This is a genomic window from Kribbella sp. HUAS MG21, assembly GCF_040254265.1.
GTDB lineage: Bacteria > Actinomycetota > Actinomycetes > Propionibacteriales > Kribbellaceae > Kribbella.
Genome location: NZ_CP158165.1, coordinates 8325945 through 8348574, shown reverse-complemented (window position 1 = coordinate 8348574; position 22630 = coordinate 8325945). Strand labels below are relative to the sequence as shown.

The following is a 22630-nucleotide window of genomic DNA, read 5'->3' as shown; positions in this document are numbered from 1 at the left end:
CTCAGCTCACTTTCGCGATCCGAGAGCGCTCTCAACCCGTCCAGTTCCAGGGAGCAGTCGACATGCGGCCCAGTGCCCGCTATCGCCCCGTAGCCGGCCTGCTGGCCGGTGCCGCGATCCTCCTCGTCACCGCCTGTGGTTCCGGTTCCGGTACGCCCGGGGCCACCGCCGAGCAGGCGGACGGCCCGGAGATCGAGCTGACCATCGCGACCTTCAACGAGTTCGGGTACGCCGACCTGTACGCGGAGTACGAGGCGCAGCACCCGAACATCACGATCGTCGAGCAGAAGGCCAAGACGGTCGACGACCACGTCAAGAACCTCGACGCGAACCTGCGCAAGGGCACCGGCCTGGCCGACATCGAGGCGATGGAGGTCAGCTGGATCTACAAGTACCTGGCCAAGTCCGACAAGTTCGTCGACCTGCGCAAGTACGGCGCCGACGACCTGAAGGACCGCTGGCTGGACTGGAAGGTCTCCGGCGCGACCACGCAGGACGGGAAGATCATCGGTTACGGCACCGACATCGGCCCGGAGGCGATCTGCTACCGCCGGGACCTGTTCGCGAAGGCCGGGCTGCCGACCGACCGGGAGAAGGTCGCCGAGCTGTTCCAGGACTGGCCGTCGTACTTCGCCACCGGCCGGAAGTTCAAGCAGCGGGTCCCGGGATCGGCGTGGTACGACTCCGCGGTGCTGACCTGGGAGGCGATGCGCAACCAGCTCATCCAGGCGTACTACTCCAACCAGGACCGCTTCCTCGGCGCGGAGAACCCGCTGCTGAAGCGGACCTGGGACCAGGTCGTCGCCGGCAGCCGGGACGGGTTGTCCGCGCGGCTGCCGGCCTGGAGCGACGCCTGGAACGCCGCCTTCCGGACCGACAAGTTCGCGACGATCGCGTGCCCGGGCTGGCTGCTCGGCGTGATCCAGGACAACGCCGGCAGCTACGGCAAGGGCAAGTGGGACGTCGCCGACGTGTTCCCGGGTGGCGGCGGCAACTGGGGCGGGTCGTACCTGACCGTGCCGGTGCAGTCGGCGCATCCGGAGGAGGCCGCGAAACTCGCCGCCTGGCTGACCGCGCCGGAGCAGCAGGTGAAGGTGTTCAAGAAGGTCGGCTCGTTCCCGTCCACCCTCGACGCGTACGACGACCCGCAGGTGAAGTCCCAGGTCAACCCGTACTTCAACAACGCGCCGGTCGGGCAGATCTTCGTCAACCGGGCCCGGAGCGTGATCCTCAAGCAGCACAAGGGTCCGCGCGACGGTGAGGTCAACCAGATCTTCAGCGCCGCGCTGGCCCGCGTCGACGACGGCAAGCAACCGGCGGCCGCGGCCTGGAAGCAGGCCCTCGACCAGGCCGACACGGTCGCCAACACCCGCGCCGGCAACTAGCTGACGTACTACGGTGTGATCGCAGGCCTGTCGAGAACGGAGGAGGGCCGATGAACGAGTCTGGTTCTCCGACACTGGAGCAGGTCGCGGCGCTGGCCGGAGTGTCCCGCGCGACCGTCTCCCGGGTGGTGAACGGATCGCCGAAGGTGCTGCCGGACACGGTGGCCGCGGTCGAGCAGGCGATCAGCCAGCTGGGCTACGTCCCGAACCGGGCGGCCCGCGCGCTGGTGACCCGCCGTACGGACTCGATCGCGATCGTCGTGCCGGAGCCGGACAGCCGGGTGTTCTCCGACCCGTTCTTCGCCGGCATGCTCAGCGGCGTCAGCCGGACGCTCGCACCGACGTCGTCGCAGCTCGTGCTGTTGATCGAGCCGGCGCCGGAGCCGACCGGAGCGGACGACCAGCGGCTGCTGCGCTACCTGCGCGGCGGCCATGTGGACGGCGCGATCATCATCAGCCACCACGGCCGCGACAACGTCCTGCAGGAGCTGGCGCAGCTGCCGCTGCCGATCGTGTTCAGCGCCCGGCCGCTCGGAGTCGACGTACCGGTGGCCAGTGTGGACGTCGACAACGTCGCCGGCGCGCGGACCGGCGTCGAGCACCTGCTCGCGATCGGGCGCCGCAAGATCGGCACCGTCACCGGGCCGCTCGACATGACCGCCGGCATCGACCGGCTGACCGGGTACCAGGAAGTGATGCGGGAAGCGGGCCTGCCGGAGATGATCGCGTACGGCGACTTCACCGCCGACGGTGGCGAGCAGGCGACGCTGCGGCTGCTCGACGAGCACCCGGACCTGGACGGGCTGTTCGTGGCCTCCGACCTGATGGCCACGGCGGCGCTGCGCGTGCTGTCCGAGCGCGGCCGGCGCGTCCCGGCGGACGTCGCCGTCGTCGGCTTCGACGACTCGGTGCTGGCGACCACGACGACGCCGAAGCTGACGACCGTCCGGCAGCCGGTCGCGCAGCTCGGCGCGCGGCTGGCCGAGATCCTGCTCGCGAAGATCGGCGGCGCGGACCACACCGGCCCCGAGATCTACGCGACCGAGCTGATCGTCCGCGACAGCGCCTGACCGGAGTCTCGCTACCGTTCCGGGGCGACACCAGTCACCTGGCCGTCTTCGTCTGTGGTGTAGAGGCCCTTGCTGAGCTCGACCAGAACGAGCCGGTTGCCGAACGGATCGGACACGGCCGCGACGCGACCCACCGGGATGTCGATCGGGCCGCTCAGCAGCTGACCACCGGCTGCCGTGATCAGCTCGATCGCCTCGGCCACTGATCGCACCAACCAGTTGGGCTCGGGTGGTAGCCCGGTCGCGATCACGATCTCGGTCGCCGACTCCGGGCAGCGGAGGCCGGCCTGGCCGAGCTCGTCGTTGCGCCACAGGAGCTCATGTCCCAGCGCGTCCCTGTAGAACCGCAGGCCGGCGTCCAGGTCGGGCACCGTCAGGGTGACGGCATCGACGCTGCGAAGGACCGGCTGAGCACTCATGCTCGGCATTGTTCTCCGCGGGTCCGACAGTTTCCGGCTACGGCGGGTCGTTCTGGAACTGGAACTGGACCCGGACCGAGCTGTCGAGCGGGATGACGATCGTGGTGTTGGAGGCGGTCCATTTGTGCGGCACCAGGAACAGCCGGTCCTCGCCGACCACCAGCAGCCGCAGGCCCCGGTAGCGGTAGTTGAAGGTCTGGCCCGCACCGGCGCGGAGCGCGGTCTCCTCGATGCCGGGGGAGCGGAGCGCGAGCTTCTCCTTCGTGTCGAGGATGACGACCGGGAAGCGGTTCAGCTCGCGGGCGTGGGACTTCGCCAGGCCGCGGCCGGAGTACTGCGCGGTGGTCGCGGTCGCCCAGAACGCGCAGGTGACCGTGACGACGGCGAGCAGTGCGACGAGAACGCGCTGCGAGCCGAGCTTCGGGTCCGCCTTGCGCCGCAGATAGGTGAGGTAGGCAAGGACCGCGGCCGACAGCCCGATCACCGCGGGCACGATCAAGGCGTAGTACGGGATCCGGCCGATCAACGGATACGCGAGCAGCCCGACGACGCCGAGCACGAACACCACCGTGGTGACCCGGGCGGCGCGCCGTACCGCGACCGCTGTCGGATGGATCGCGTTGTGCAGGAGCAACCCCGCGACCGCGAGCAGCGTGATCACCAGCAACGGCACGAGCAACGGCTGCGGACTGCGCATCACGTAGTCCTGCGTGCTCAGCCCGATCGTGTCGACATCGATCCCGAAGTACTCGTACTGCGACCGCGCGGAAACATACCCGAAGTAGAACAACAGCGCGCTCAGCAGCGTCACCGGCGTGATGATGCCCGCGGCGAAACTGACCCAGCGCTCGGCCTGCGAGCGTTCGTCCGCCATCCGTCACCCGCCGGACGGTGTTTCGGACGGTGTTTCCTCCGGGGTCTCCGGCGGGGTTTCGGGCGGGGTTTCGGGCGGGGTCTCGCGGCGCTGGGCGGTCAGGCCGATCTGGCTGCCGCCGAGACCCTTCAAGCTGTTGCACAGCTTTCGCGTCTCGCAGGTCGCGATCGCCGGGATGACCAGGGTGACGCTGCCCTCGTCGGCGATCTGCCGGAAGCCGACCCAGCATTGCTCGGCCTTCTCGGCGGTCCACTGCAGACCGCGGCACCGCCGCGCGTCACCCGGGCATCCGGACTGATCGACCGTGAAGATCCCGGACGGGTCGAACCGCGGCCGTCCGAGCGTGATCGTCACGCCCTCCGGGATGTCGCCCGCCAGCCAGCTGACCGGGTTGCAGTTCGACCCGTCCTCCGGGACGCCGCCGACCGGTAGCGAGGCGATCTCGAGCGACGGCCTGTTCTGCTGGGTCTGGGTGGTTTCGGTGGTGGTTGGCTCCGTCGGGGGTTCCGTCGTGCCGTTGTCGGTCGGGGTCGGCGGGGACGTGCTGCCGCCGCCGTTCCCGGCCGTGTCTTCGCACCCCGCGACCGCGAGGATGAGTACCGAAACCGTCACAGCCAACCAGCGCATGACGACCACCCCCACCACAAGGATGACCCTGCGTGCAGATCCCGACAACCGTTTGTTCACTCTCCGCTGCGACGAATCGCAAACCGTGGTATCTGTGGGTGAGAGGGGGAGCGCATGAGTGACCACGAGATCCGGATCGCGTTGGTGCTGAACGGGGGTGTCAGCCTCGCGGTCTGGATGGGCGGAGTGACGCACGAGCTGGATCTGATCCGGCGCGCGTCCGGGGACAACGGCGCGCCGGGTCCGCAGCCGTACGACGCGGTGCTCGCGGAGCGCTGGCGGGAGTTGTGCCGGCAGGGTGCGGAGCAGCGGCGCGTGGTGGTCGACGTGATCGCGGGCACCAGCGCCGGCGGCCTGAACGGCTCGCTGCTGGCGACCGCGATCGCGAACGGCTCGACCCTCGACCCCGACGGCGACGACGGCCCGTGGCTGCGGAAGAAGTGGGTCGGGCTCGGCTCGCTCGACGTCGGCAAGCTGGTGCCGTCGGCCGGCGTGAAGTCGACGTCGGTGCTCGACGGCAAGTACTTCCTGCGGCAGCTCGAGGACCTGCTGAAGGGCGTCGCCGACGCGGGGCAGAGCGACGCCGAGGAGCCGGTCACGCTGTTCGTGACGGCGTCCGGGCTGGGCGTGCAGCAGTTCGAGGCGAAGGACGCCGCGGGCCAGGCGTTCGTCGTACCCGACCACCGGTATCTGTACGGCTTCACCAGCGAGGACGCGCCGACGTACGACGGGAAGCGCCGGGAGTTCACGGTCGAGGACAAGAACGGGCTGAAGGACACCGAACTGCTCGCGCGGGCCGCGCGCGCGTCCGCGTCGTTCCCGGCCGCGTTCGGTCCGGTGCTGGAGACGCCGGAGCTGGCCGCGCGACCGCCGCGGATCCAGCCCGATCCCGCCGAGTCGGGCTCCTGGCTGGTCGACGGCGGCGTGCTCGACAACGCGCCGTTCGGCCCGGTCCTCGACGTGGTCGCCCGGCGGCCCGTCGCCGGTAAGGCGACCCGCTACGTGCTGTACGTCGTACCGTCCGCAGGCATCGGGCACGCGTCGACGGCGTTGCCGGGCGCGCACGAGCCGAGCTGGCGGGTGGCGGCGCTGTCCGCGGTGCAGTTCCCGCGGGAGGTGGACTTCCGCTCGGACGTCGAGCAGCTCGAACGCCTGCTGCTGGAGGCCGACGCGTCCTGGTCCGACACCCAGCGGCTCTTCGACCGTTGCCTGAAGCAACCGGAGGAGCGTGCCCGGCTGAAGGCGGCCGCGGAGGCGCTGCAACCGGCGTACTCGCGGGGTCGCGCTGCCGGTGGCGTCTGGGAGGCCGTGACGAAGGCGAACCACGACCAGTCGACGGTGCTGGACGCCGCGTCCGCGTTGTCCGAGGCGGAGGTCGACGAGATCCTCGCCACCGCGCATCCGTGGGTGCCCGGTCCGGACGGTTCCACGGCGGCCCTGCGCCACGATGCCGAGGGCAACCCGCGCTGGCTGTGGGGGACCGGTGCGGCCGAGCGGATCATCCGGCTGATCCTGCGCTCACTGCGGTACCGCGTGAGCGACGCGGACGCCGCCGAGCGGGACGAGCTGGACAAGCGGCTGAGCGCGGCGAGCGACTGCCTGCTGAAGGTGCAGGCGGTTCGCGACGCGCTCGACGTCCAGCTGGCCGCCGCGGATCTCGACCTGCGCCCGGCCGGTGGCGCGGAGGCTGTCGCGGTCGGGCTGAACGACATCTTCGAGGACCTGCAGCTCCAGCGCGCACTCGGTGACGCGTTCGCGGAGCTGATCTCGGTTATCGGCTGGGAACTCGTCGACACCGCGCTCGAGGTGGAGATCGTGTCCCGCTGTACGTCGGCCCGTACGCCGGAGCAGCGCAGCGCGCCGTTCCAGTTCCTCCGGCTCGGGCCGGACATCCCGCTCGCGGTGCTCGACGAGCTGCAGGAGGGGTCGATCGCCAACCAGTTGCACGACCGGATCCTGTACGGCAGTCAGGTCGGGCACTTCGGGGCGTTCGGTGCGGCCGACTGGCGGCGCTGGGACTGGCTGATGGGCCGGCTGCACTGCGTCGCGCACCTCGGCTCGATGCTGGGCGCCGACGCCGGATGGATCCGCGAGACCCAGCGCCAGGTGCTGCAGGCCGAGGGCTGGAAGCTCGACGCGGTCGCCGAGCGGATCGGGCGGCTGGCCAGGGACTTCCCGGTGGACGCCGGGATGAGTGCGCTGGTGACGATGCGGGACGAGCTGAACGCGTCACCCGAGGGCCGGGCGATCACCAAGGGGCTCGCGGACCGGATGGTCGACGTGTCGGGCGGTCTCGGTCCGCAGGTCGGCGACTGGGTGAAGGCGGTCGCGGGCCGCAAGCACCAGCCCGGCTCGTGGCTGTTGCGGACCGCCCGCTGGTTCACCGAGCCGGCCCGGGAGACGGTGTGGGAGCGGATGGTGCGCGGGGCCAAGCTGAGCCCCGCCCGGCGCCCGCCGCTCTTCGAGCCATGGTTGCCGGTGGCAACAGCAGCCGCGGGCGTGCTGCTGCTGGTCGTGGCCGCTCTGGTCGACGCCGTACGCATCCCGGCCGCCGTCCTCGCGGGCGCCGTACTGGCCCTCAGCGCGGTCCTCGGCGTGGTCACCTGGTACGTACGCCGGACCCGCCGCCGGATCCGGGCCTGGATCGCGCGGCGGCTGCCGGAAATCAGTCCAGAGTCACGAAGTCGATGAGTTCCTCGACACGGCCGAGGAGGGCCGGGTCGAGGTCGGCGAAGCTGTTCACCTTGGACAGGATGTGCTTCCAGGCCGCGGCGACGTCGGCCTGGTCGGTGGCCGGCCAGCCGAACGCCTGCAGCACGCCCTTCTTCCAGTCCTGGCCGTGCGGGATCTTCGGCCACGCCTTGATGCCGACCGACGACGGCTTGACCGCCTCCCAGATGTCGATGAACGGGTGACCGACGACGTGCACGTACCGGTTCGAGACCTGGGCCGCGATCCGCGACTCCTTGGACCCCTCGACCAGATGGTCGACGAGGACGCCGAGCCGCCGGCCGGGACCGGGCTGGAACCGGTTGACGATCTCGACGAGGTCGTCGATGCCTTCGAGGTACTCGACCACGACGCCCTCGATCCGCAGGTCGTCGCCCCACACCTTCTCGACCAGCTCCGCGTCGTGCCGGCCCTCGACGTAGATCCGGCCGGCCCGCGCGACCCGTGCGCGGACGTTGTCGACGGCCACCGAACCGGATGCCGTCCGGGTCTTCTTCGCCGGACCGGCCTTCTTCGGCGGCTTCAGGCTGACCGGCTTGCCGTCCAGCCAGAAGCCCGGCCCGAGCGGGTACGTGCGGATCTTGCCGTGCCGGTCCTCGAGGTCGACCACGCCGTGCTCCCAGCGCACGATCGCGCCGACGAACCCCGAGCTCGGCTCCTCGACGACCATGCCCTTCTCGATCTCGACCTCGACGGTCCGCCCGTTCTTGGGCTTCCGCCAGTCGCCTGCGAGGACGTCGTTCCCATACCTGTCAGCCACCGGACAACCGTATGTCGTGCCGGCCGTCCGGCCGGCACGACATACGGGGTCAGATCCGGGTCATGGTCGACTCGTAGCCGCCTCCGCCCGGGTACGTCCACTCGCCGGTGACCGACCGGCCGTCGGCGGCGAACGTGCCGCGGTAGTACGCCGGACTGCCCTTCGCGCCGGCCCAGATCCAGAGCGTGTCGCCGTCCAGCTCGTAGGCGTAGTCGAAGGTGTTGCCGAGGGCGTCGTAGAACCGGGAGACCACGTCCGCCCCGACCGGCTCGCCGAACGGGTGGAGGTGGCCGATGACCTCCAGCCCCTTGATCTGCTGCCCGTACTGCGTGAGCTCGACGTGCTGCAGGAGGAAGAAGCCGCCGTCCATCCACTCGTAGCGGACGGTTCCCTCCGCGCCGCCGGTCACCTTCCACGAACCGACCAGGCGGTCCAGGGCCCGCAGTGCCGCCGTCGGCTCCGGCTGCTCGCCCGGACCGTAGCCGTTGGTGTTCTCAGTCATCGCTGTACTCCTTCTCGGTGGGGCTGCGTCCCCAGCGGCCGCAGTCACCGACACCTCGGAGCGGTCAGCAGGATTTCCACATCGATCTGATGTGATCCACGTCACTCGGTCGGCAGGTCAAAACCCCGGCCAGGCGACCGAGGTAGCGGTGAGCACGTACCTTTGCCACTCACCACGAAGGAGCACCCGATGAAGTTCGTTCTACTGGGCTACACGCCGGCGGCCGACTGGGACGCCGCGACCGCCGATTTCGCGTCCGAGGAGGCGATGGCCGCGTTCGCGACGTACCAGAAGTTCGAGGCCGAGCTCCGGGAGACCGGGGAGTTCGTCACCAGCGAGGGGCTCGGGCATCCGGTGATGTCCACGACCGTGCGGAAGACCGACGCGGGCGTGGTCGCGACCGACGGGCCGTTCGCCGAGCTGAAGGAGGTGCTGGCGAGTTTCGCGATCATCGACTGCGCCAGCCTCGACCGGGCCGTCGACATCGTCCGGCGGATCGTGGAGATCCTCGGTGAGCCGGTCGAGATCCGGCCCATCATGGGTGACGACTTCACCGCCTAGCCGATGGGAACCGACCAGAGCCGCGTCATCGAGGACCTGCTGCGCGCCGAGGCGCCGCAGGTTCTCGGCGCGCTGGTCCGCAAGTTCAGTAGGTTCGACAGCGCCGAGGACGCGGTCCAGGAGGCACTGCTGGTGGCCAGCCGGCGGTGGCCGGCCGAGGGAATCCCGGCGGAGCCGCGCAGTTGGCTGATCCGGGTCGCCTACCGGCGGATGATCGACATGGTCCGCTCGGAGCAGGCGGCCCGCCGGCGCGAGCAGGAGGCCGGCCTCGCGGATCCCGCCGTGCTCGATCCGACCGCTCCGGCAGCGCCGGTCGCCGACCAGGACGACAGCTTGCTGCTGCTCCTGCTCTGCTGTCATCCGGCGCTCAGCCAGACCTCCCAGGTCGCGCTGACGCTGCGCGCGGTCGGCGGCCTCACGACCGGCGAGATCGCCCATGCCTACGGCGCGGCGGAGTCGGCGATGGGGACGCGGATCAGCCGGGCCAAGCAGCGCCTCAAGCAGTCGGGGGCGCGGTTCGCGCCGCCCAGCGCCGAGGAACTGCCCGCCCGGGTCGAAGCGGTGCTGACGGTTCTCTACCTGATCTTCAACGAGGGCTACACGGCGAGCAGTGGCGAACGGCTGGAGCGGGTGGAGCTGACCGAGGAAGCGATTCGGCTCACCCGGATGCTGCATCGGCTGCGGCCTGACGACCCCGAGGTCACCGGGCTGCTGTCGCTGATGCTGCTCACCCAGTCCCGGCGGGAGGCTCGCGCCGAGTCCGGCGGTGAGCTCGTTCCGCTGGACGAGCAGGACAGGTCGTTGTGGGACCGAGGCCTGATCGACGAGGGCGTCGCCCTGATCGAGTCCGTCTGGCAGGACGGGAACGTCGGTCCGTACCAGCTGCAGGCGGCGATCGCCGCCGTCCATGCGCAGGCGCCGACCGCGGCGGAGACCGACTGGCCGCAGATCGCCGCGCTCTACCTCTGGCTCGAACGGTTGTCGCCGACCGATCCCGTCCGGCTCAGCCGGGTGGTGGCGGTCGCGAAGGCGTTCGGACCGGAGCGAGGTCTTGCGCTGCTCGACGAGCTCGAACGCACCCACAGGTTCAGCGAGAACCCGCTGATCAGGCAACGCGACCAGGCGGTCCGGGCGCACCTGCTGGAAGCACTGGGCGACCTGCCCGCGGCGAGGGCTGCGTACCTGGCGGCCGCGGCCCTCACCGACAACGAGGTCGAACGCAGCTACCTCGTCGGCCGGGCCGGAGCGAGCCGGGTCAACAACAAGTAGGCGACGAATCCGGCCACCAGGCCGACCGCCCACGAGTAGTCGTACAGCGGCTTGAGGAAGGGGATCAGGCCGTCCTGCGGGAACGGGCCGGCGCCCGGGTTCGAGTAGGCGCCGCCGACCGCGAGCAGCGAGCCGAACAGCGTCGCGACGACAGCCCGCCAGTTCCAGCCGGCGTCGTACCAGTAGCGGCCGCCCGGCTGGTACAGCTCGGCCAGCTCGAGTCTGGTCCGGTCGATCAGCCAGTAGCCCGCGATCAGCACGCCGGCCACCGAGGCGAGCAGCCCGCCGTAGAACGACAGCCATACGAAGATGTAGATCGACGGGTCCGAGATCAGCCGCCACGGCTGGATCACGATGCCGATCACGCCGGTCAACAGGCCCGCGGTCCGATAGTTCAGGAGCTTCGGGACGGCGTTGGAGAAGTCGTACGACGGACTCACGACGTTCGCGGCGACGTTGGTGGTCATGGTGGCGAGGATGGCGATCACCAGGCCGGCGATCACGACCACCGGGTTCTCGAACCGGGCCGCCAGCGCGACCGGGTCCCAGATCGCCTCGCCGTACACGACGACGGTGCCGGACGTGGTGATGATCGACATGATCGCGATCAGCGACATCGTGGTCGGCAGGCCGAACGCCTGTCCGAGCGCCTGCTGTCTCTGGCTCCCGCCGAAGCGGGTGAAGTCCGGCATGTTGAGCGACAGCGTGGCCCAGAAGGCGATCATGCCCATCAGCGACGGAGCGGCGATCTTCCAGAAGTCGGCGCCCCAGCCGAGCTGCGACGGCTGCTCGAGGATCGGTCCGAGACCGCCGGCCTTCACCACGATCCACACCGCCAGGGCGATGAAGCCGACCATGACCAGCGGCGCGGCCCAGCTCTCGAAGGCCCGGAGCGCCTCGATGCCCCGCCAGATCAGCACCATCTGGACCAGCCAGAAGAGCGCGAAGCTGAGCCACAGCGTCCAGGGCTGGCCACCGATCGCCGAAGCGTTGGTCCAGCCGTCACCGGCGAGTTTGCCCACGATCACGTAGATCGCCTGCCCGCCGACCCAGGTCTGGATGCCGAACCACCCGCACGCGATGAACGCCCGCAACAGGGCCGGGAAGTTCGCGCCGCGGACGCCGTAGAACGCCCGCGCGAACACCGGGAACGGGATGCCGTACTTCGTCCCCGCGTGGCTGTTCAGCAGCATGGGCCCCAGCACGACGACGTTTCCCACGGTGATGACGAGGAAGGCCTGCAGCCAGTTCATGCCGAGCTGGACCAGGCCCGCGGCGAGCAGATAGCTGGGGATGTTCAGCGCCATCCCCATCCACAGCGCGGCGTAGTTGTACGTCGTCCAGTGCCGCTCCGGTAACCGGGTCGGCGCCAGCTCCGCGTTGGCGTAGGCACTGCCCGCCAGCGCTTCCGGATCGGTCAGCTCGACCCGTCCGTCGGGGTGAACGGTCTGCTCGATAGTGGCCATTGGTCCCACCCCGTCCCGGTCGGGCGATGTTCGTTGCGAACAAGTTGCTGGACCGGATGACGTGATGTCAACGGACAACTACTTATCCGGGGCCGAGCAACGGGAGGCTGGGGCGTTGCGGCGTACCGAGGGCCGCGTAGCCGCGGCGGATCGCGTCCTGGAGTTTGTCGACCGGCCAGGGCCAATCCTCGGCGTGCTTCAGTGCGTCCTCGAGCGACGTGCCGGCGTGGTGCAGCGTGGAGATCGTGTTCGCGACCTTGCCCAGGTCGATCGCCTGGTCGCGCGCGAACTCCACGTCGACGACGGCGCCGTGCCCGGGGACGACCGTGCTGTCCGGTGTCATCATGCCGATCGCGCTCTGGATCGTGTCCGGCCACTCCAGCGGGAACGAGTCCTCGCCGTACGACGGGGGCGCCGACTCCTCGAGCAGATCGCCGACGAAGAACACGTCGACGTCCGGTACGGCGACCACGGTGTCGCCGGAGGTGTGCGCGTTGCCGACGTACAGCAGCTCGACGCGGCGGTCGCCGAGGTCGATCACCTTCGCCGCCGCGAACGTCGTGCCGGCGAGGTTCTCCTCGGCGGCGGCGTTCTCGTGCAGGTAGACGGTGGCCTCGGGGAAGGCGCCGTTGCCGACCACGTGGTCGAAGTGGGCGTGGGTGTTGACGACCCACTTCACCGGGAGGTCGGTGAGCTCGCGGATGTGTTCGCGCAGCTGCTCGGCTTCCGCGGCCGTCGCGCGGGTGTCGATCACCAGCGCGCCGTCGCTGCCGACGACCAGGCCGACGTTCAGGTCCCATTCGTCGTACCGACGGACCCAGGTGCGGTCGCCGATCTCGGCCCACGTACTCATGGCCTCGACATTACTTGCTCAGTACATCGCCCTTGAGCACCTGGTCCCGGCTGAGGCCGCGCAGCAGCAGGCCGACGTTGTCTCCCGCCTTCGCGGTCTTGGCGATCTTCCGGAACATCTCGATGCCCGTCACCTCGACCTGCAGCAGCGGCTGCCCGGCGCGGCTGAGCAGCACCTGCTCGCCGACCGACACCGCCCCGGCCTGCACCCGCCCGGTCACCACGGTGCCGCGGCCGGTGATCGAGAAGACGTCCTCGACGGTCATCCCGAACGAGCCGACCGGCAACGTGTCCTGCGGGCGCGGCGGCTCCGGGAACGTGCGGTCCTGCCGCTTCCAGAACTTCCAGCCCATCCCTTGAGCCTAATGGTTGGCAAGCCCTCTCCCGCCGACTTAAGGTCGCAAGTGTTCCGATCGGAACTCCGAAACTTTCGAAGGGTGGCCGGTGTGACGACACGACGTGCTGTGGTGGTCCGGGGCGGCTGGGAAGGGCACTCCCCGGTCGAGGCGACGGACCTGTTCATCCCGTTCCTCGAGGAGAACGGCTTCGAGGTGACGGTCTCCGGCAGCACCGCGGCGTACCTCGACCTCGACGGCGTCGACCTGGTGCTGCAGTGCGTGACGATGAGCGAGATCGAGGACGACCACTTCAAGGGCCTGGAGGCGGCGATCCGGCGCGGTACCGGGTTCGCCGGCTGGCACGGCGGCATCGCGGACTCGTTCCGGAAGAACGTCGACTACAGCTTCATCACCGGCGGGCAGTTCATCTCGCACCCGCACGGCTTCACGGACTACCGCGTCGAGATCACCGCCGACCACCCGATCGTCGAAGGCATCAAGCACTTCGACGTGCACACCGAGCAGTACTACGTGCACTACGACCCGACCAACAACGTGCTCGCCACCACGACGTTCGAGTCGCACCCGGACTACCCGTGGATCGAGGGCGCGGTGATGCCGGCGATCTGGACCCGCACCTGGGGTGAGGGCAAGGTCTTCGTCTGCACGGTCGGCCACAAGCTGGACGACCTGGAGACGCCCGAGGTCCGCACGATCATCGAGCGGGGGCTGCTGTGGGCGAGCAAGTGACACGTGTCGGCATCGTCGGTACCGGGGTCATCTCGGGGACGTACCTCGAGCACCTGGGCAAACTGCCCGGCGTCGAGGTGGTCGCGGTCGCCGACCTGGACCGCTCCCGAGCCGAGGCGATCGCCGACGAGAACGACGGGATCCGTGCGCTGACTCCCGACGAGCTCTACGCGGCTGACGACATTGAGATTGTCGTCAATCTGACAATCCCGGCAGCCCACGCCGCCGTACACCAGGCCGCGCTGGCAGCCGGCAAGCACGTGTACGGCGAGAAGCCGCTGGCGATGGACCGCGCCGAAGCGGAGCCGCTGCTGAAGTACGCGGCCGCCAACGACCTGCGGATCGGCTGCGCACCGGACACGGTCCTCGGCACCGGCACCCAGACGGCGCGCGCGGTCATCGACCGCGGCGACATCGGCACCCCGCACGCGGCGACCGCGTTCATGGTGACCCCCGGCCACGAGCTGTGGCACCCCGCGCCCGAGTTCTATTACCAGCCCGGAGGCGGGCCGGTGCTCGACATGGGGCCGTACTACGTGACGAGTCTGGTCACGTTGCTCGGACCGGTCGTCCGGGTCACCGCTCGCGCGGGCCAGGCGAAACAGCAGCGGACGATCCACACCGGGCCTCGGGCGGGGACCGTGTTCGACGTACAGGTGCCGACGCACGTGACCGGTGTGCTGGAGCATGCGTCGGGCGCGCTGACCACCGTGCTGATGTCGTTCGACGTGTGGGCCGGGCGGCTGCCTCGGATCGAGGTCCACGGTACGGACGGCAGCCTGTCCGTGCCCGACCCGAACGGGTTCGACGGGACCGTCGAGCTCGTCACTCCCGAGCAGCGCGAGTGGACCGAGGTCCCGGTCGCCGGTGGGTACGCCGGTGCGGGCCGGGGCGTCGGTGTCGCGGACATGGCCCGGGCCTTGCGCACGGGCGAGCCGCACCGCGCGACCGGAGAGCTGGCCTTCCACGTGCTCGACGTACTGGAGTCGTTCATCGACTCCGCCGTCCAGGATCAGCCGCTGGATGTGACCAGCACTGTGGCACGCCCCGCGCCCGTTCCGTTGGGAGCGTCACCCGAGACCGCCTAGACTGGCACTCTGAAGGATTGAGTGCCAAGAGGCCGAGAGGGTGGTGCGCGTGCTCGACGAACGCAAGCTGGATGTGCTCCGCGCCATCGTCGAGGACTACGTGGCGACCCATGAGCCGGTCGGCTCCAAGACCTTGGTCGACCGGCACAACCTCGGCGTCTCCCCGGCCACCGTCCGCAACGACATGGCCGCGCTGGAGGAGGAGGGGTACATCACCCAGCCGCACACCAGCGCCGGCCGGATCCCGACCGACGCGGGGTACCGGCTGTTCGTCGACAAGCTGAGCACGGTCAAGACGCTGTCGGTCGCGGAGAAGAAGGCGATCACGTCGTTCCTGGCCGGTGCGGTCGACCTGGACGACGTGGTCCGGCGGACCGTCCGGCTGCTGGCCCAGATCACCCGCCAGGTCGCCATCGTGCAGTACCCGTCGCTGAACCGGTCGAGCGTCCGGCACATCGAGGTCGTCACGATGAGCCCGCGGCGGCTGCTGCTGGTGCTGATCACCAGCAACGGCCGGGTCGAGCAGCGGATCGTCGAGCACCCGCACGACGTCGAGGAACAGCTGATCGCCGACCTGCGGTCCCGGCTGAACAGCGTGCTGGCCGGCCAGCGGCTGACCGACGCGGCGACGTCGCTCGCCGGGGTGCCCGAGCTGTTCGCGCCCGGCGACCGTTCGCTGGTCGCGTCGATCGTCACGACGCTGTTCGAGGCGTTCACCGACGAGGTCGGCGAGCAACGGATCGCGGTCGGCGGCGCCGCGAACCTGACCCGGTACGGCGACGACTTCGAGCGGAACGTGAAGCCGGTGCTGGAGGCGCTGGAGGAGCACGTCATCCTGCTCAAGCTGCTGGGCGAGGCGACCAACCCGCAGACTCTGACGGTCCGCATCGGCCACGAGAACCCGTACGAGGAGCTGGCCACGACGTCGGTGGTCGCGACCGGGTACGGGTCGAAGTCTGAGGCGCTGGCGACACTGGGCATCGTCGGGCCGACCCACATGGACTATCCGAGCACGATGGGCGCCGTACGGGCCGTCGCGCGCTACGTCAGCCAGATCCTGGCTGAGTCATGACGATTCTGCTATCAACCCCCTGGTCTGGAGTATGAGCACCGATTACTACGCCGTCCTAGGTGTCAGCCGTGACGCGTCACCGGACGAGATCAAGAAGGCGTACCGCAAGCTGGCACGCCAGTACCACCCGGACGTGAACGACTCCGAGGACGCGCACCAGAAGTTCCAGGAGATCGGGCGTGCCTTCCAGGTGCTCAGCGACCCGCAGAAGCGGCAGATGCACGACCTCGGCGGCGACCCGTTCGCCACCGCGGCCGGTGGGCCGGGCGGCGCCGGATTCGGCCAGGCGTTCACGTTCACCGACATCATGGACGCGTTCTTCGGGCAGACCGGCGGCGCGACCCGCGGGCCGCGGCCGCGGACCCGGCGCGGCCAGGACGCGCTGATCCCGCTGCGGATCGACCTGGCCGAGGCCGCGTTCGGTACGACGCGGGAGCTCAAGGTCGACACCGCCGTACTGTGTCCGACCTGTAGCGGGTCCGGCGCGGCGGCCGGCTCGGAGCCGGTCACCTGCGAGATCTGCCACGGGCGCGGCGAGGTGACGCACACGCAGCGGTCGTTCCTCGGCGAGGTGCGCACGATGCGCCCCTGCCCGAACTGCCGCGGCTACGGCACCACGATCCCGAACCCGTGCGTCGAGTGCTCCGGCGACGGCCGCGTCCGCTCGCGTCGTACGGTCACGGTGAAGATCCCGGGCGGTGTCGACACCGGGACGCGCGTGCAGCTGTCCGGTCAGGGCGAGGTCGGTCCCGGCGGCGGTCCGGCCGGTGACCTGTACGTCGAGATCGAGGTCGAGCCGCACGACATCTTCACCCGCAACGGCGACGACCTGCACTGCACGGTGACGCTGCCGATGACGGCGGCCGCGCTCGGTACGACGATCGACCTGCCGACGCTCGAGGGCGAGACGACGCCGCTGGAGATCCGGCCCGGCACGCAGTCCGGTACCGCGCTGACGCTGTCCGCGCGCGGCGTACCGCGGCTGCGGCACGCGGGCCGCGGCGACCTGATCGTCCAGGTCATCGTCGAGACCCCGACCCGGCTCGACGACACCCAGGCCGACATCCTCCGCCAGCTGGCCGCCGCCCGCGGCGAGGAACGCCCCCAGGGTCAGGTCCAGGCCACCCACAAGGGCGTCTTCGGCCGCCTCCGCGACGCCTTCGGCGCCCACTAGATGGGTGTCGCGGTCTTCCACCTGGAGGACCTGTCCGGTGCCGAGCTGACCCTCGCGGGGGCCGAGGGCCGGCACGCGGCCGTCGTACGGCGGATCGGGCCGCGGGAGCGCGTGCGCCTGACGGACGGGCGGGGGGCCTGGGCCGAGGGCGCGGTGGTCGCGGCGACCAAGGGTGGGGTGACGGTTGCCGTTGACGAGCGGGGGACGGTGCCGGCCGCGGTGCCGCGGGTGGTTGTGGTGCAGGCGGTGCCGAAGGGGGAGCGGGCCGAGCTCGCGGTGGAGATGCTGACCGAGGTCGGGGTCGACGTGATCGTGCCGTGGAACGCGGAGCGCAGCCAGTTCCGGGCGAATCCGGAGCGGGTGGAGAAGATGCTCGCGAAGTGGCGGGCGTGGGCGTTCGAGGCGAGCAAGCAGTCGCGACGCGCCTGGTTCGCCGAGGTCGCTCCGCTCGCCACCACGGCCGAGGTCGCGGCACTGCTGGCCGCCGCGGCGCTGCCCGTCGTACTGCACGAGGAGGCCGCGGTGCCGCTGGCGTCGCTGGACGTCCCCGCGGCCGGCGACATCGTCCTCGTGGTCGGCCCCGAGGGTGGGATCGCGCCGACCGAACTGAAGACCTTCGACGCCGTCCCCGTCCGCCTCGGCGACACCGTACTGCGCACCTCGACCGCCGGCGTGGCCGCAGCCGCCGCGCTACTCGCGCGCTCCCGCTGGACCTGACAACGCCCGCAGCGCGGTCGCGATGTCCGCGCCCGACGGGGCATGCTCCGGATCGACCAGCCACTGCAGGGCCACGCCGTCGATCAACGCGAGGCCGAGCGACCCGATGTGCTGCTCGTCCCCGTTCGACTCGGTGCCGAGGATGACCGCGGCCACCTGACCCCGGAACCTCGCGTACACCGCGGCCAGCCGCTCCCGCACCTCCGGCGATCGCGGCGACCGCGCGAACGCCTGGCCGTCCTCGCGTACGGACTGGCCGCGATCGGCTCCGGGATCGGCGTCGTCGAGGTCCTCGCCGTGATCGGCATCGCCCTGTCGTTCGTCTTCCGGACCTGAACCCCGGCGTACGCTGTTAGACAGTCACCGAACATGTAAGGGATCGAAGCATGGCCGTCGAGTCCGCCAGAGCCCGGACGCTCACGCACGTCGACCCGGCGGAGGTGCCGTTGCAGGCGGCGCTCGACGCCCTGGCGGACCCGGTGCGGCGCTCGATCCTGCGCGACCTCGCTGTCCACGACGACTGGACCCGCGCCTGCGGCACCTTCGACCTCCCGGTCAAGAAGGCGACCGCCAGCCACCACTTCGCCGTACTGCGCTCCGCCGGCCTGATCGAACAACGCGACGAAGGCGCCCGCCGCCTCAACCGCCTCCGCCGCCCCGAATTCGACGCCGCCTTCCCCGGCCTCCTCACCGCCACCATCGACCGCCCGGACTGAGCTACTTCACCAGCACCGACTTGGTGTCCGTATCGGTGACCCGGCCGTCCTCGGCGGACAGGAAGTACACGCTGATCTCCCACGGTCCGGGGCTGAGGGTCAGCTGGAAGGAGTACGGCGAGAACTTCTGCCCCTCCTTGGCATTGGTGAAGCTCTTCTTCGTCTCCCGCGTCTTCAAGTTCGTCACCTGGTAGTTGACTGTCGCTTCGAAGGCGTTTGCGACGCCGGTGACCGTGACCTTGGGCTGCACCAGTTGGGCCTCGGCCGGGGAGTCGATCCAGACCAGGGCCTGGACCTCCGCGGCCTGCGCGCGCCGCAGTGGTGTGGCGGTGTCGACGTGGCCGAACAGCCGCCCGGCCGAGCGGCCGGCCTCGGTGACCCGGATCGGCGTCTGGTTGTCCTTGAGCGCGCCCTGGACGGTGTAGACGAGTTGTTGGGTGGCGACTCGGGCGAGGTCGGGGTCGAGGGTGGTTTTGGGGAGTTGTTTGAAGTCGACGGTGACGACGCCGTCCGAGCGGGTCACGGTGTTGACGGACGCGCCGCGCCAGACGGAGAAGTAGTCCGGGTCGGTGGGCTGCTTCGTGGTCATGATGCGGACCGCCTGCTCGGCCGGGCGGCCGGTGACCTTCGACCAGGTGCGGTACAGGCGGGCGGAGGTCTTCTTGGTGGCGCCTACCTGCTGGCCGAGCCAGTAGACGGGGACCAGCGCGCTGGGAGCCGGCTGCTCCGGTCGGCCGCTGGTCGGTCCGGCGGTCTTGGCTGTGGTCGCGGTCGTGGAGGCGGTCGGCGGCTGGGTCTCCTGCGTAGGCACCGGGGACGGCTCGGGGGAGGCGGTCAGCACGGACGGCGGCTGCGTCGGCGGTACGCCAGTCGCGCTGGTCGTCGTACCGGGACCGGCGACCTCGTCGCCTTCGTTCGCGGTGTTCTCGTTGCCGGTGAGGACCGTGAACACGCCGACCGCCGCGGCGGTGCCGACCGCGGCGACGCCGGCGGTCAGGAGCCAGGGGCGGCGGGTGGACGGGCGCTGGGCGTGCGCGCGGGCGCGGATCTCCGGCAGAGCGTCGGACGGTTCGACCCGGTCCGCCTCCTCCTGGAGGGCCCGCCGCATCAGTTCGTCGAACGGGTCTTGGGATTGGTCGTTCATACGTTCTGCTCCAGGAGGTGGCGCAGCGACTTGGTCGCGCGCGCGGCGTGGCTCTTCACGGACCCCCGGCTGATGCCCATCGTGTCCGCGATCTCGGCCTCCGAAAGGTCGCCGTAGTAGCGCAGCACCATCACGGTGCGTTGCTTCTCCGGCAGGGCCCGCATCGCCTCGATCACCCGGTCCGTCTCCGCGGTTCGCAGGACGGCCTGCTCGGCGCTCGGCTCGTCGGGCAGCGACTTCGGGGTGTGCTTGTCGACGACCACCAGGTGGCGCTGGCGGGAGCGGCAGCGGTTCACCACCGAGGTGCGCAGGTACGCGAGCGCCTTGTGCGGGTCGCGCAGCCGGTGCCAGCGGCCGTGCATCGCGACGAACGCGTCCTGCACGATCTCCTCTGCCGTACCGGCGTCGCGCAGCAGCAGCGCGGCGAGGCGGACCAGCGAGGTGTAGTGCGCGGTGTAGACAGCCGTCAGCGCCTCGTCGGCATTCCACGAGGACTCATGTGTCACGCACTCTTCGTACACCACCGCCGGTTGTGCCACGACACGGTGACGCGGAGACCAGCTTCCAGGTTGACAACGGCGCTGGACCGGTCGGCTGCGATCCTGGGCCGATGAAGCAGCGCGGCGACGGACAGTGGTCGGGGCATCACGACATCACGTTCGCGGCCGTGGCCAAGCTGTACCAGCACCTGTCGGCGCCGGACGCGACCATCCACGGCGTCGACCGCAGCCGGTACGCCGCCGAGGTCGACAAGGCGCAAGCGTTCCAGGACCGGGCGCTGGGCGCCGGCGTGATCAGCAACTTCAACGGCACCGGACGACCGTTCCCTTACGCCGGACCCGGGCCGACCACGCACTCGGCGTACGCGAACCCCGACGCGCAGCGCGAGCACTTCATGGCGGACCCGTACCGCAAGGGCTGGGACAACCTGCGGCTGAACACCGAGTACATCTTCGAGCAGCTCGCGGCCGCGCACCGGTCCGCCGACGGCGAGTTCCGGCACCTCGGCGCGGCCGTGCACGCCTTGCAGGACAGCTACTCGGGCGCGCACGCCTGGCGCGAGGACTCGGTGTACGACGGGGACTGGACGGCGCCGGTGCAGGCGCTGCAGGTGTTCACGCCGTTCCACGCGCTCGGTATCGAGGACGGCCGGAACACGCACGCGGACGAGTTCGACAAGCCGCCGCTGCACTCGGGCTCCACGCGCGCCGCGACCGAGGCGACGTACCAGCTGCTCCGCGCCCACGAACTCGGCCGCGACAAGCCGCTCGAGCAGGCGCTCGAGGCGCACCGCGAGGCGCTCGGCCCGCTGCTCCGGGTGTCCGCGTCGGGCGTCACGGTCAACCTGCACCCGACGCGCGAGTGGTCCGCCGAACGGGACCGCCGGCTCGCGCTCGAGCACCGCTCCGCGCGGGAGTGGAGCGAGCTGGGCCGGTTGAACGCCGTACTCGCCCCGAACCCGGCACCCGGCGTACCCGGCCGTCCGGAGGCGCCCGCGGCCGGCTCCGCGCGGCGCCCGGAGCGCGTGTCCCGGAGAATTACGAGTGAGGCTGTCGGACGGGACGGCTAGCATGGACGGAGTCACATCGTCCGTACTCAGGAGGAAGAGCCTGTCCAGGCCACGCAGTATCGAACCGGAGGCGCGCCAGAACGGCGCGGCCGCCACCACGCAGGCGTCACACAAGATCGTCGTGCCGAACAGCATCGACATGGTCGCCCTGCTCGGGGCCCGGGACGAGTTCCTCCGCATCGTCGAGAAGGAGTTCGCCGCCGACATCATGGTCCGCGGCAACGAGATCACGCTGACCGGTGAGCCCGCCGAACTGGCGCTGGCCGAGCGGCTGATCGACGAGCTGATCGCGGTCGTGCGGACCGGCCACGGGCTGACCGCGGACTCCGTCGAGCGCAGCATCGCGATGATCAAGCAGGCCACCGCGGAGAGCCCGCGCGACGTCCTGACCCAGAACATCCTGTCCAGCCGCGGCCGGACGATCCGGCCGAAGACGCTGAACCAGAAGCGTTACGTCGACGCGATCGACAAGAACACGATCGTGTTCGGCATCGGCCCGGCCGGTACCGGCAAGACCTACCTGGCGGTCGCCAAGGCGGTCCAGGCGCTGCAGGCCAAGGAGGTCAACCGGATCATCCTGACCCGGCCGGCCGTCGAGGCCGGCGAGCGGCTCGGGTTCCTGCCCGGCACGCTGTCGGAGAAGATCGACCCGTACCTGCGGCCGCTGTACGACGCGCTGCACGACATGCTCGACCCGGAGTCGATCCCGCGGCTGATGACCGCCGGCACGATCGAGATCGCGCCGCTGGCCTACATGCGCGGCCGGACGCTGAACGACGCCTACATCATCCTCGACGAGGCGCAGAACACCTCGCCGGAGCAGATGAAGATGTTCCTCACCCGGCTCGGGTTCGGCTCGAAGATGGTCGTCACCGGCGACGTGACGCAGGTCGACCTGCCGACCGGGACGAATTCCGGGCTCCGGGTGGTGCAGGAAATTCTCGACGGGGTGCAGGATCTGGCATTCTGCCGGTTGACATCGCACGACGTGGTCCGGCACAAGCTGGTCGGCCGGATCGTGTCGGCGTACGAAAACTACGAAGGCAGTGCTGAATCCAAGCGATGAACGTCGAGGTCAACAACGAGTCCGGGGTCGAGATCGACGCACACGGACTGATGCGGCTCAGCCGGTTCGTGATGTCGTCGCTGCGGCTGCACCCGGAGTGTGAGCTGTCGATCAAGCTGGTCGACGAGGACACCATGGCGCGGTATCACGTCGAGTTCCTGGACCTGCCGGGTCCGACCGACGTGATGTCGTGGCCGATGGACGAGCTGCGGCCGGGGTCGGACGGCGAGGCGGACGAGGACCTGCCGCTCGGGCACCTGGGCGACATCGCCCTGTGCCCGACGGTCGCGGCCGCGCAGGGCGCGAAGGCCGGCCACGGCACTTGGGCCGAGCTGGAGCTGCTCACCGTCCACGGCATCCTGCACCTGCTCGGCTACGACCACGCGGAACCCGCCGAGAAAGCGGAGATGTGGGACGTCCAGGGCCGCCTGCTGGAAGCATGGCGCGCACCTGGAAACCGGCTAGAGGTGTGATACCCAA

The 22630-nt window shown here is 70.1% G+C and carries 24 protein-coding genes and 1 pseudogene; 14 read left to right on the top strand and 11 right to left on the bottom strand.

Features of this window, described 5'->3' with window-relative positions:
• Positions 1–62 precede the first annotated feature (62 nt).
• Together ABN611_RS40070 and ABN611_RS40065 are read left to right on the top strand one after the other, a co-directional pair.
• A complete protein-coding gene (locus ABN611_RS40070) occupies positions 63–1385 on the top strand; it encodes an ABC transporter substrate-binding protein (protein ID WP_350277533.1) in 1323 nt (440 codons plus the stop codon).
• A 50-nt stretch (positions 1386–1435) separates the two neighbouring features.
• On the top strand, positions 1436–2455 hold the full coding sequence (locus ABN611_RS40065; protein ID WP_350277532.1) for a LacI family DNA-binding transcriptional regulator: 1020 nt from the start codon (positions 1436–1438) through the stop codon (positions 2453–2455).
• An 11-nt stretch (positions 2456–2466) separates the two neighbouring features.
• On the opposite strand, the gene ABN611_RS40060 is transcribed toward ABN611_RS40065, so the two are convergent.
• The 3 genes from ABN611_RS40060 to ABN611_RS40050 are packed head-to-tail and all read right to left on the bottom strand — an operon-like array spanning position 2467 to position 4375.
• The gene (locus ABN611_RS40060; protein WP_350277531.1) at positions 2467–2874 is read right to left on the bottom strand and encodes a VOC family protein; all 408 of its coding nucleotides are present in this window, start codon (positions 2872–2874) and stop codon (positions 2467–2469) included.
• 37 nt (positions 2875–2911) lie between these two features.
• The gene (locus ABN611_RS40055; RefSeq protein WP_350277530.1) at positions 2912–3748 is read right to left on the bottom strand and encodes a hypothetical protein; all 837 of its coding nucleotides are present in this window, start codon (positions 3746–3748) and stop codon (positions 2912–2914) included.
• 3 nt (positions 3749–3751) lie between these two features.
• Positions 3752–4375, bottom strand: coding sequence for a hypothetical protein (locus ABN611_RS40050; protein ID WP_350277529.1), 624 nt, complete (start codon positions 4373–4375; stop codon positions 3752–3754).
• 114 nt (positions 4376–4489) lie between these two features.
• On the opposite strand from ABN611_RS40050, the gene ABN611_RS40045 reads away from it, so the two are divergent.
• On the top strand, positions 4490–7066 hold the full coding sequence (locus tag ABN611_RS40045) for a DUF3376 domain-containing protein (RefSeq protein WP_350277528.1): 2577 nt from the start codon (positions 4490–4492) through the stop codon (positions 7064–7066).
• Here ABN611_RS40045 and ABN611_RS40040 read toward each other — a convergent pair.
• Positions 7041–7865, bottom strand: a complete 825-nt coding sequence (locus tag ABN611_RS40040) for a DUF3097 domain-containing protein (RefSeq protein WP_350277527.1) — start codon at positions 7863–7865, stop codon at positions 7041–7043. The two genes, ABN611_RS40045 and ABN611_RS40040, sit on opposite strands and share 26 nt — an antisense overlap.
• A gap of 49 nt (positions 7866–7914) precedes the next feature.
• Positions 7915–8367, bottom strand: a complete 453-nt coding sequence (locus tag ABN611_RS40035) for a hypothetical protein (RefSeq protein WP_350277526.1) — start codon at positions 8365–8367, stop codon at positions 7915–7917.
• A 189-nt stretch (positions 8368–8556) separates the two neighbouring features.
• On the opposite strand from ABN611_RS40035, the gene ABN611_RS40030 reads away from it, so the two are divergent.
• Together ABN611_RS40030 and ABN611_RS40025 are read left to right on the top strand one after the other, a co-directional pair.
• Entirely contained in the window at positions 8557–8928 is a 372-nt protein-coding gene (locus ABN611_RS40030; RefSeq protein WP_350277525.1) for a YciI family protein, read from the top strand.
• A gap of 3 nt (positions 8929–8931) precedes the next feature.
• Complete coding sequence (locus tag ABN611_RS40025) at positions 8932–10197, top strand: DUF6596 domain-containing protein (RefSeq protein WP_350277524.1); 1266 nt, start codon at positions 8932–8934, stop codon at positions 10195–10197.
• Here the strand turns inward: ABN611_RS40025 and ABN611_RS40020 are convergent.
• From ABN611_RS40020 to ABN611_RS40010, 3 genes and pseudogenes are all read right to left on the bottom strand, one after another.
• Positions 10152–11663 carry an NCS1 family nucleobase:cation symporter-1 gene (locus ABN611_RS40020; protein ID WP_350277523.1) on the bottom strand — a complete coding sequence of 504 codons (1512 nt, stop codon included), beginning with the start codon at positions 11661–11663 and terminating at the stop codon, positions 10152–10154. The genes ABN611_RS40025 and ABN611_RS40020 overlap by 46 nt on opposite strands.
• A gap of 82 nt (positions 11664–11745) precedes the next feature.
• Positions 11746–12516, bottom strand: a complete 771-nt coding sequence (locus ABN611_RS40015) for an MBL fold metallo-hydrolase (protein WP_350277522.1) — start codon at positions 12514–12516, stop codon at positions 11746–11748.
• Between the two features lie 13 nt (positions 12517–12529).
• Positions 12530–12829: pseudogene (locus ABN611_RS40010) on the bottom strand (EF-Tu/IF-2/RF-3 family GTPase); the annotation flags it as partial.
• Positions 12830–12961: 132 nt separating this feature from the next.
• Between ABN611_RS40010 and ABN611_RS40005 the strand changes: the two are divergent.
• Genes ABN611_RS40005 through ABN611_RS39985 form a run of 5 tightly spaced genes read left to right on the top strand, consistent with a single transcriptional unit; the run spans position 12962 to position 17654 of the window.
• On the top strand, positions 12962–13603 hold the full coding sequence (locus tag ABN611_RS40005) for a ThuA domain-containing protein (RefSeq protein WP_350277521.1): 642 nt from the start codon (positions 12962–12964) through the stop codon (positions 13601–13603).
• Entirely contained in the window at positions 13588–14691 is a 1104-nt protein-coding gene (locus ABN611_RS40000; protein ID WP_350277520.1) for a Gfo/Idh/MocA family oxidoreductase, read from the top strand. The genes ABN611_RS40005 and ABN611_RS40000 overlap by 16 nt, the downstream gene beginning before the upstream one ends.
• Positions 14692–14740: 49 nt before the next feature.
• The gene (gene hrcA / locus ABN611_RS39995; RefSeq protein WP_350277519.1) at positions 14741–15763 is read left to right on the top strand and encodes a heat-inducible transcriptional repressor HrcA; all 1023 of its coding nucleotides are present in this window, start codon (positions 14741–14743) and stop codon (positions 15761–15763) included.
• A gap of 31 nt (positions 15764–15794) precedes the next feature.
• A complete protein-coding gene (gene dnaJ / locus ABN611_RS39990) occupies positions 15795–16937 on the top strand; it encodes a molecular chaperone DnaJ (RefSeq protein ID WP_350277518.1) in 1143 nt (380 codons plus the stop codon).
• The gene (locus ABN611_RS39985) at positions 16938–17654 is read left to right on the top strand and encodes a 16S rRNA (uracil(1498)-N(3))-methyltransferase (protein WP_350277517.1); all 717 of its coding nucleotides are present in this window, start codon (positions 16938–16940) and stop codon (positions 17652–17654) included.
• On the opposite strand, the gene ABN611_RS39980 is transcribed toward ABN611_RS39985, so the two are convergent.
• On the bottom strand, positions 17628–17855 hold the full coding sequence (locus tag ABN611_RS39980; protein WP_350277516.1) for a TetR family transcriptional regulator C-terminal domain-containing protein: 228 nt from the start codon (positions 17853–17855) through the stop codon (positions 17628–17630). The genes ABN611_RS39985 and ABN611_RS39980 overlap by 27 nt on opposite strands.
• A gap of 185 nt (positions 17856–18040) precedes the next feature.
• Between ABN611_RS39980 and ABN611_RS39975 the strand changes: the two genes are divergently transcribed.
• Complete coding sequence (locus tag ABN611_RS39975) at positions 18041–18370, top strand: helix-turn-helix domain-containing protein (RefSeq protein WP_350277515.1); 330 nt, start codon at positions 18041–18043, stop codon at positions 18368–18370.
• A 1-nt stretch (position 18371) separates the two neighbouring features.
• Here the strand turns inward: ABN611_RS39975 and ABN611_RS39970 are convergent, their stop codons facing one another.
• Both ABN611_RS39970 and ABN611_RS39965 read right to left on the bottom strand, forming a co-directional pair.
• Positions 18372–19514, bottom strand: a complete 1143-nt coding sequence (locus ABN611_RS39970; RefSeq protein ID WP_350277514.1) for a Gmad2 immunoglobulin-like domain-containing protein — start codon at positions 19512–19514, stop codon at positions 18372–18374.
• Positions 19511–20020, bottom strand: a complete 510-nt coding sequence (locus ABN611_RS39965; RefSeq protein ID WP_350277513.1) for a SigE family RNA polymerase sigma factor — start codon at positions 20018–20020, stop codon at positions 19511–19513. The genes ABN611_RS39970 and ABN611_RS39965 overlap by 4 nt, the downstream gene beginning before the upstream one ends.
• Before the next feature lie 104 nt (positions 20021–20124).
• On the opposite strand from ABN611_RS39965, the gene ABN611_RS39960 reads away from it, so the two are divergent.
• The 3 genes from ABN611_RS39960 (at position 20125) to ybeY (ending at position 22623) form a co-directional block, all read left to right on the top strand.
• The gene (locus ABN611_RS39960; protein ID WP_350277512.1) at positions 20125–21084 is read left to right on the top strand and encodes a hypothetical protein; all 960 of its coding nucleotides are present in this window, start codon (positions 20125–20127) and stop codon (positions 21082–21084) included.
• Positions 21085–21223: 139 nt separating this feature from the next.
• Entirely contained in the window at positions 21224–22150 is a 927-nt protein-coding gene (locus ABN611_RS39955; protein WP_350281750.1) for a PhoH family protein, read from the top strand.
• Positions 22147–22623 (top strand): rRNA maturation RNase YbeY, encoded by a 477-nt coding sequence (gene ybeY / locus ABN611_RS39950; protein WP_167214929.1) that lies wholly within the window; start codon positions 22147–22149, stop codon positions 22621–22623. Before ABN611_RS39955 ends, ybeY begins: the two co-directional genes overlap by 4 nt.
• The last annotated feature ends 7 nt before the right edge of the window (positions 22624–22630 follow it).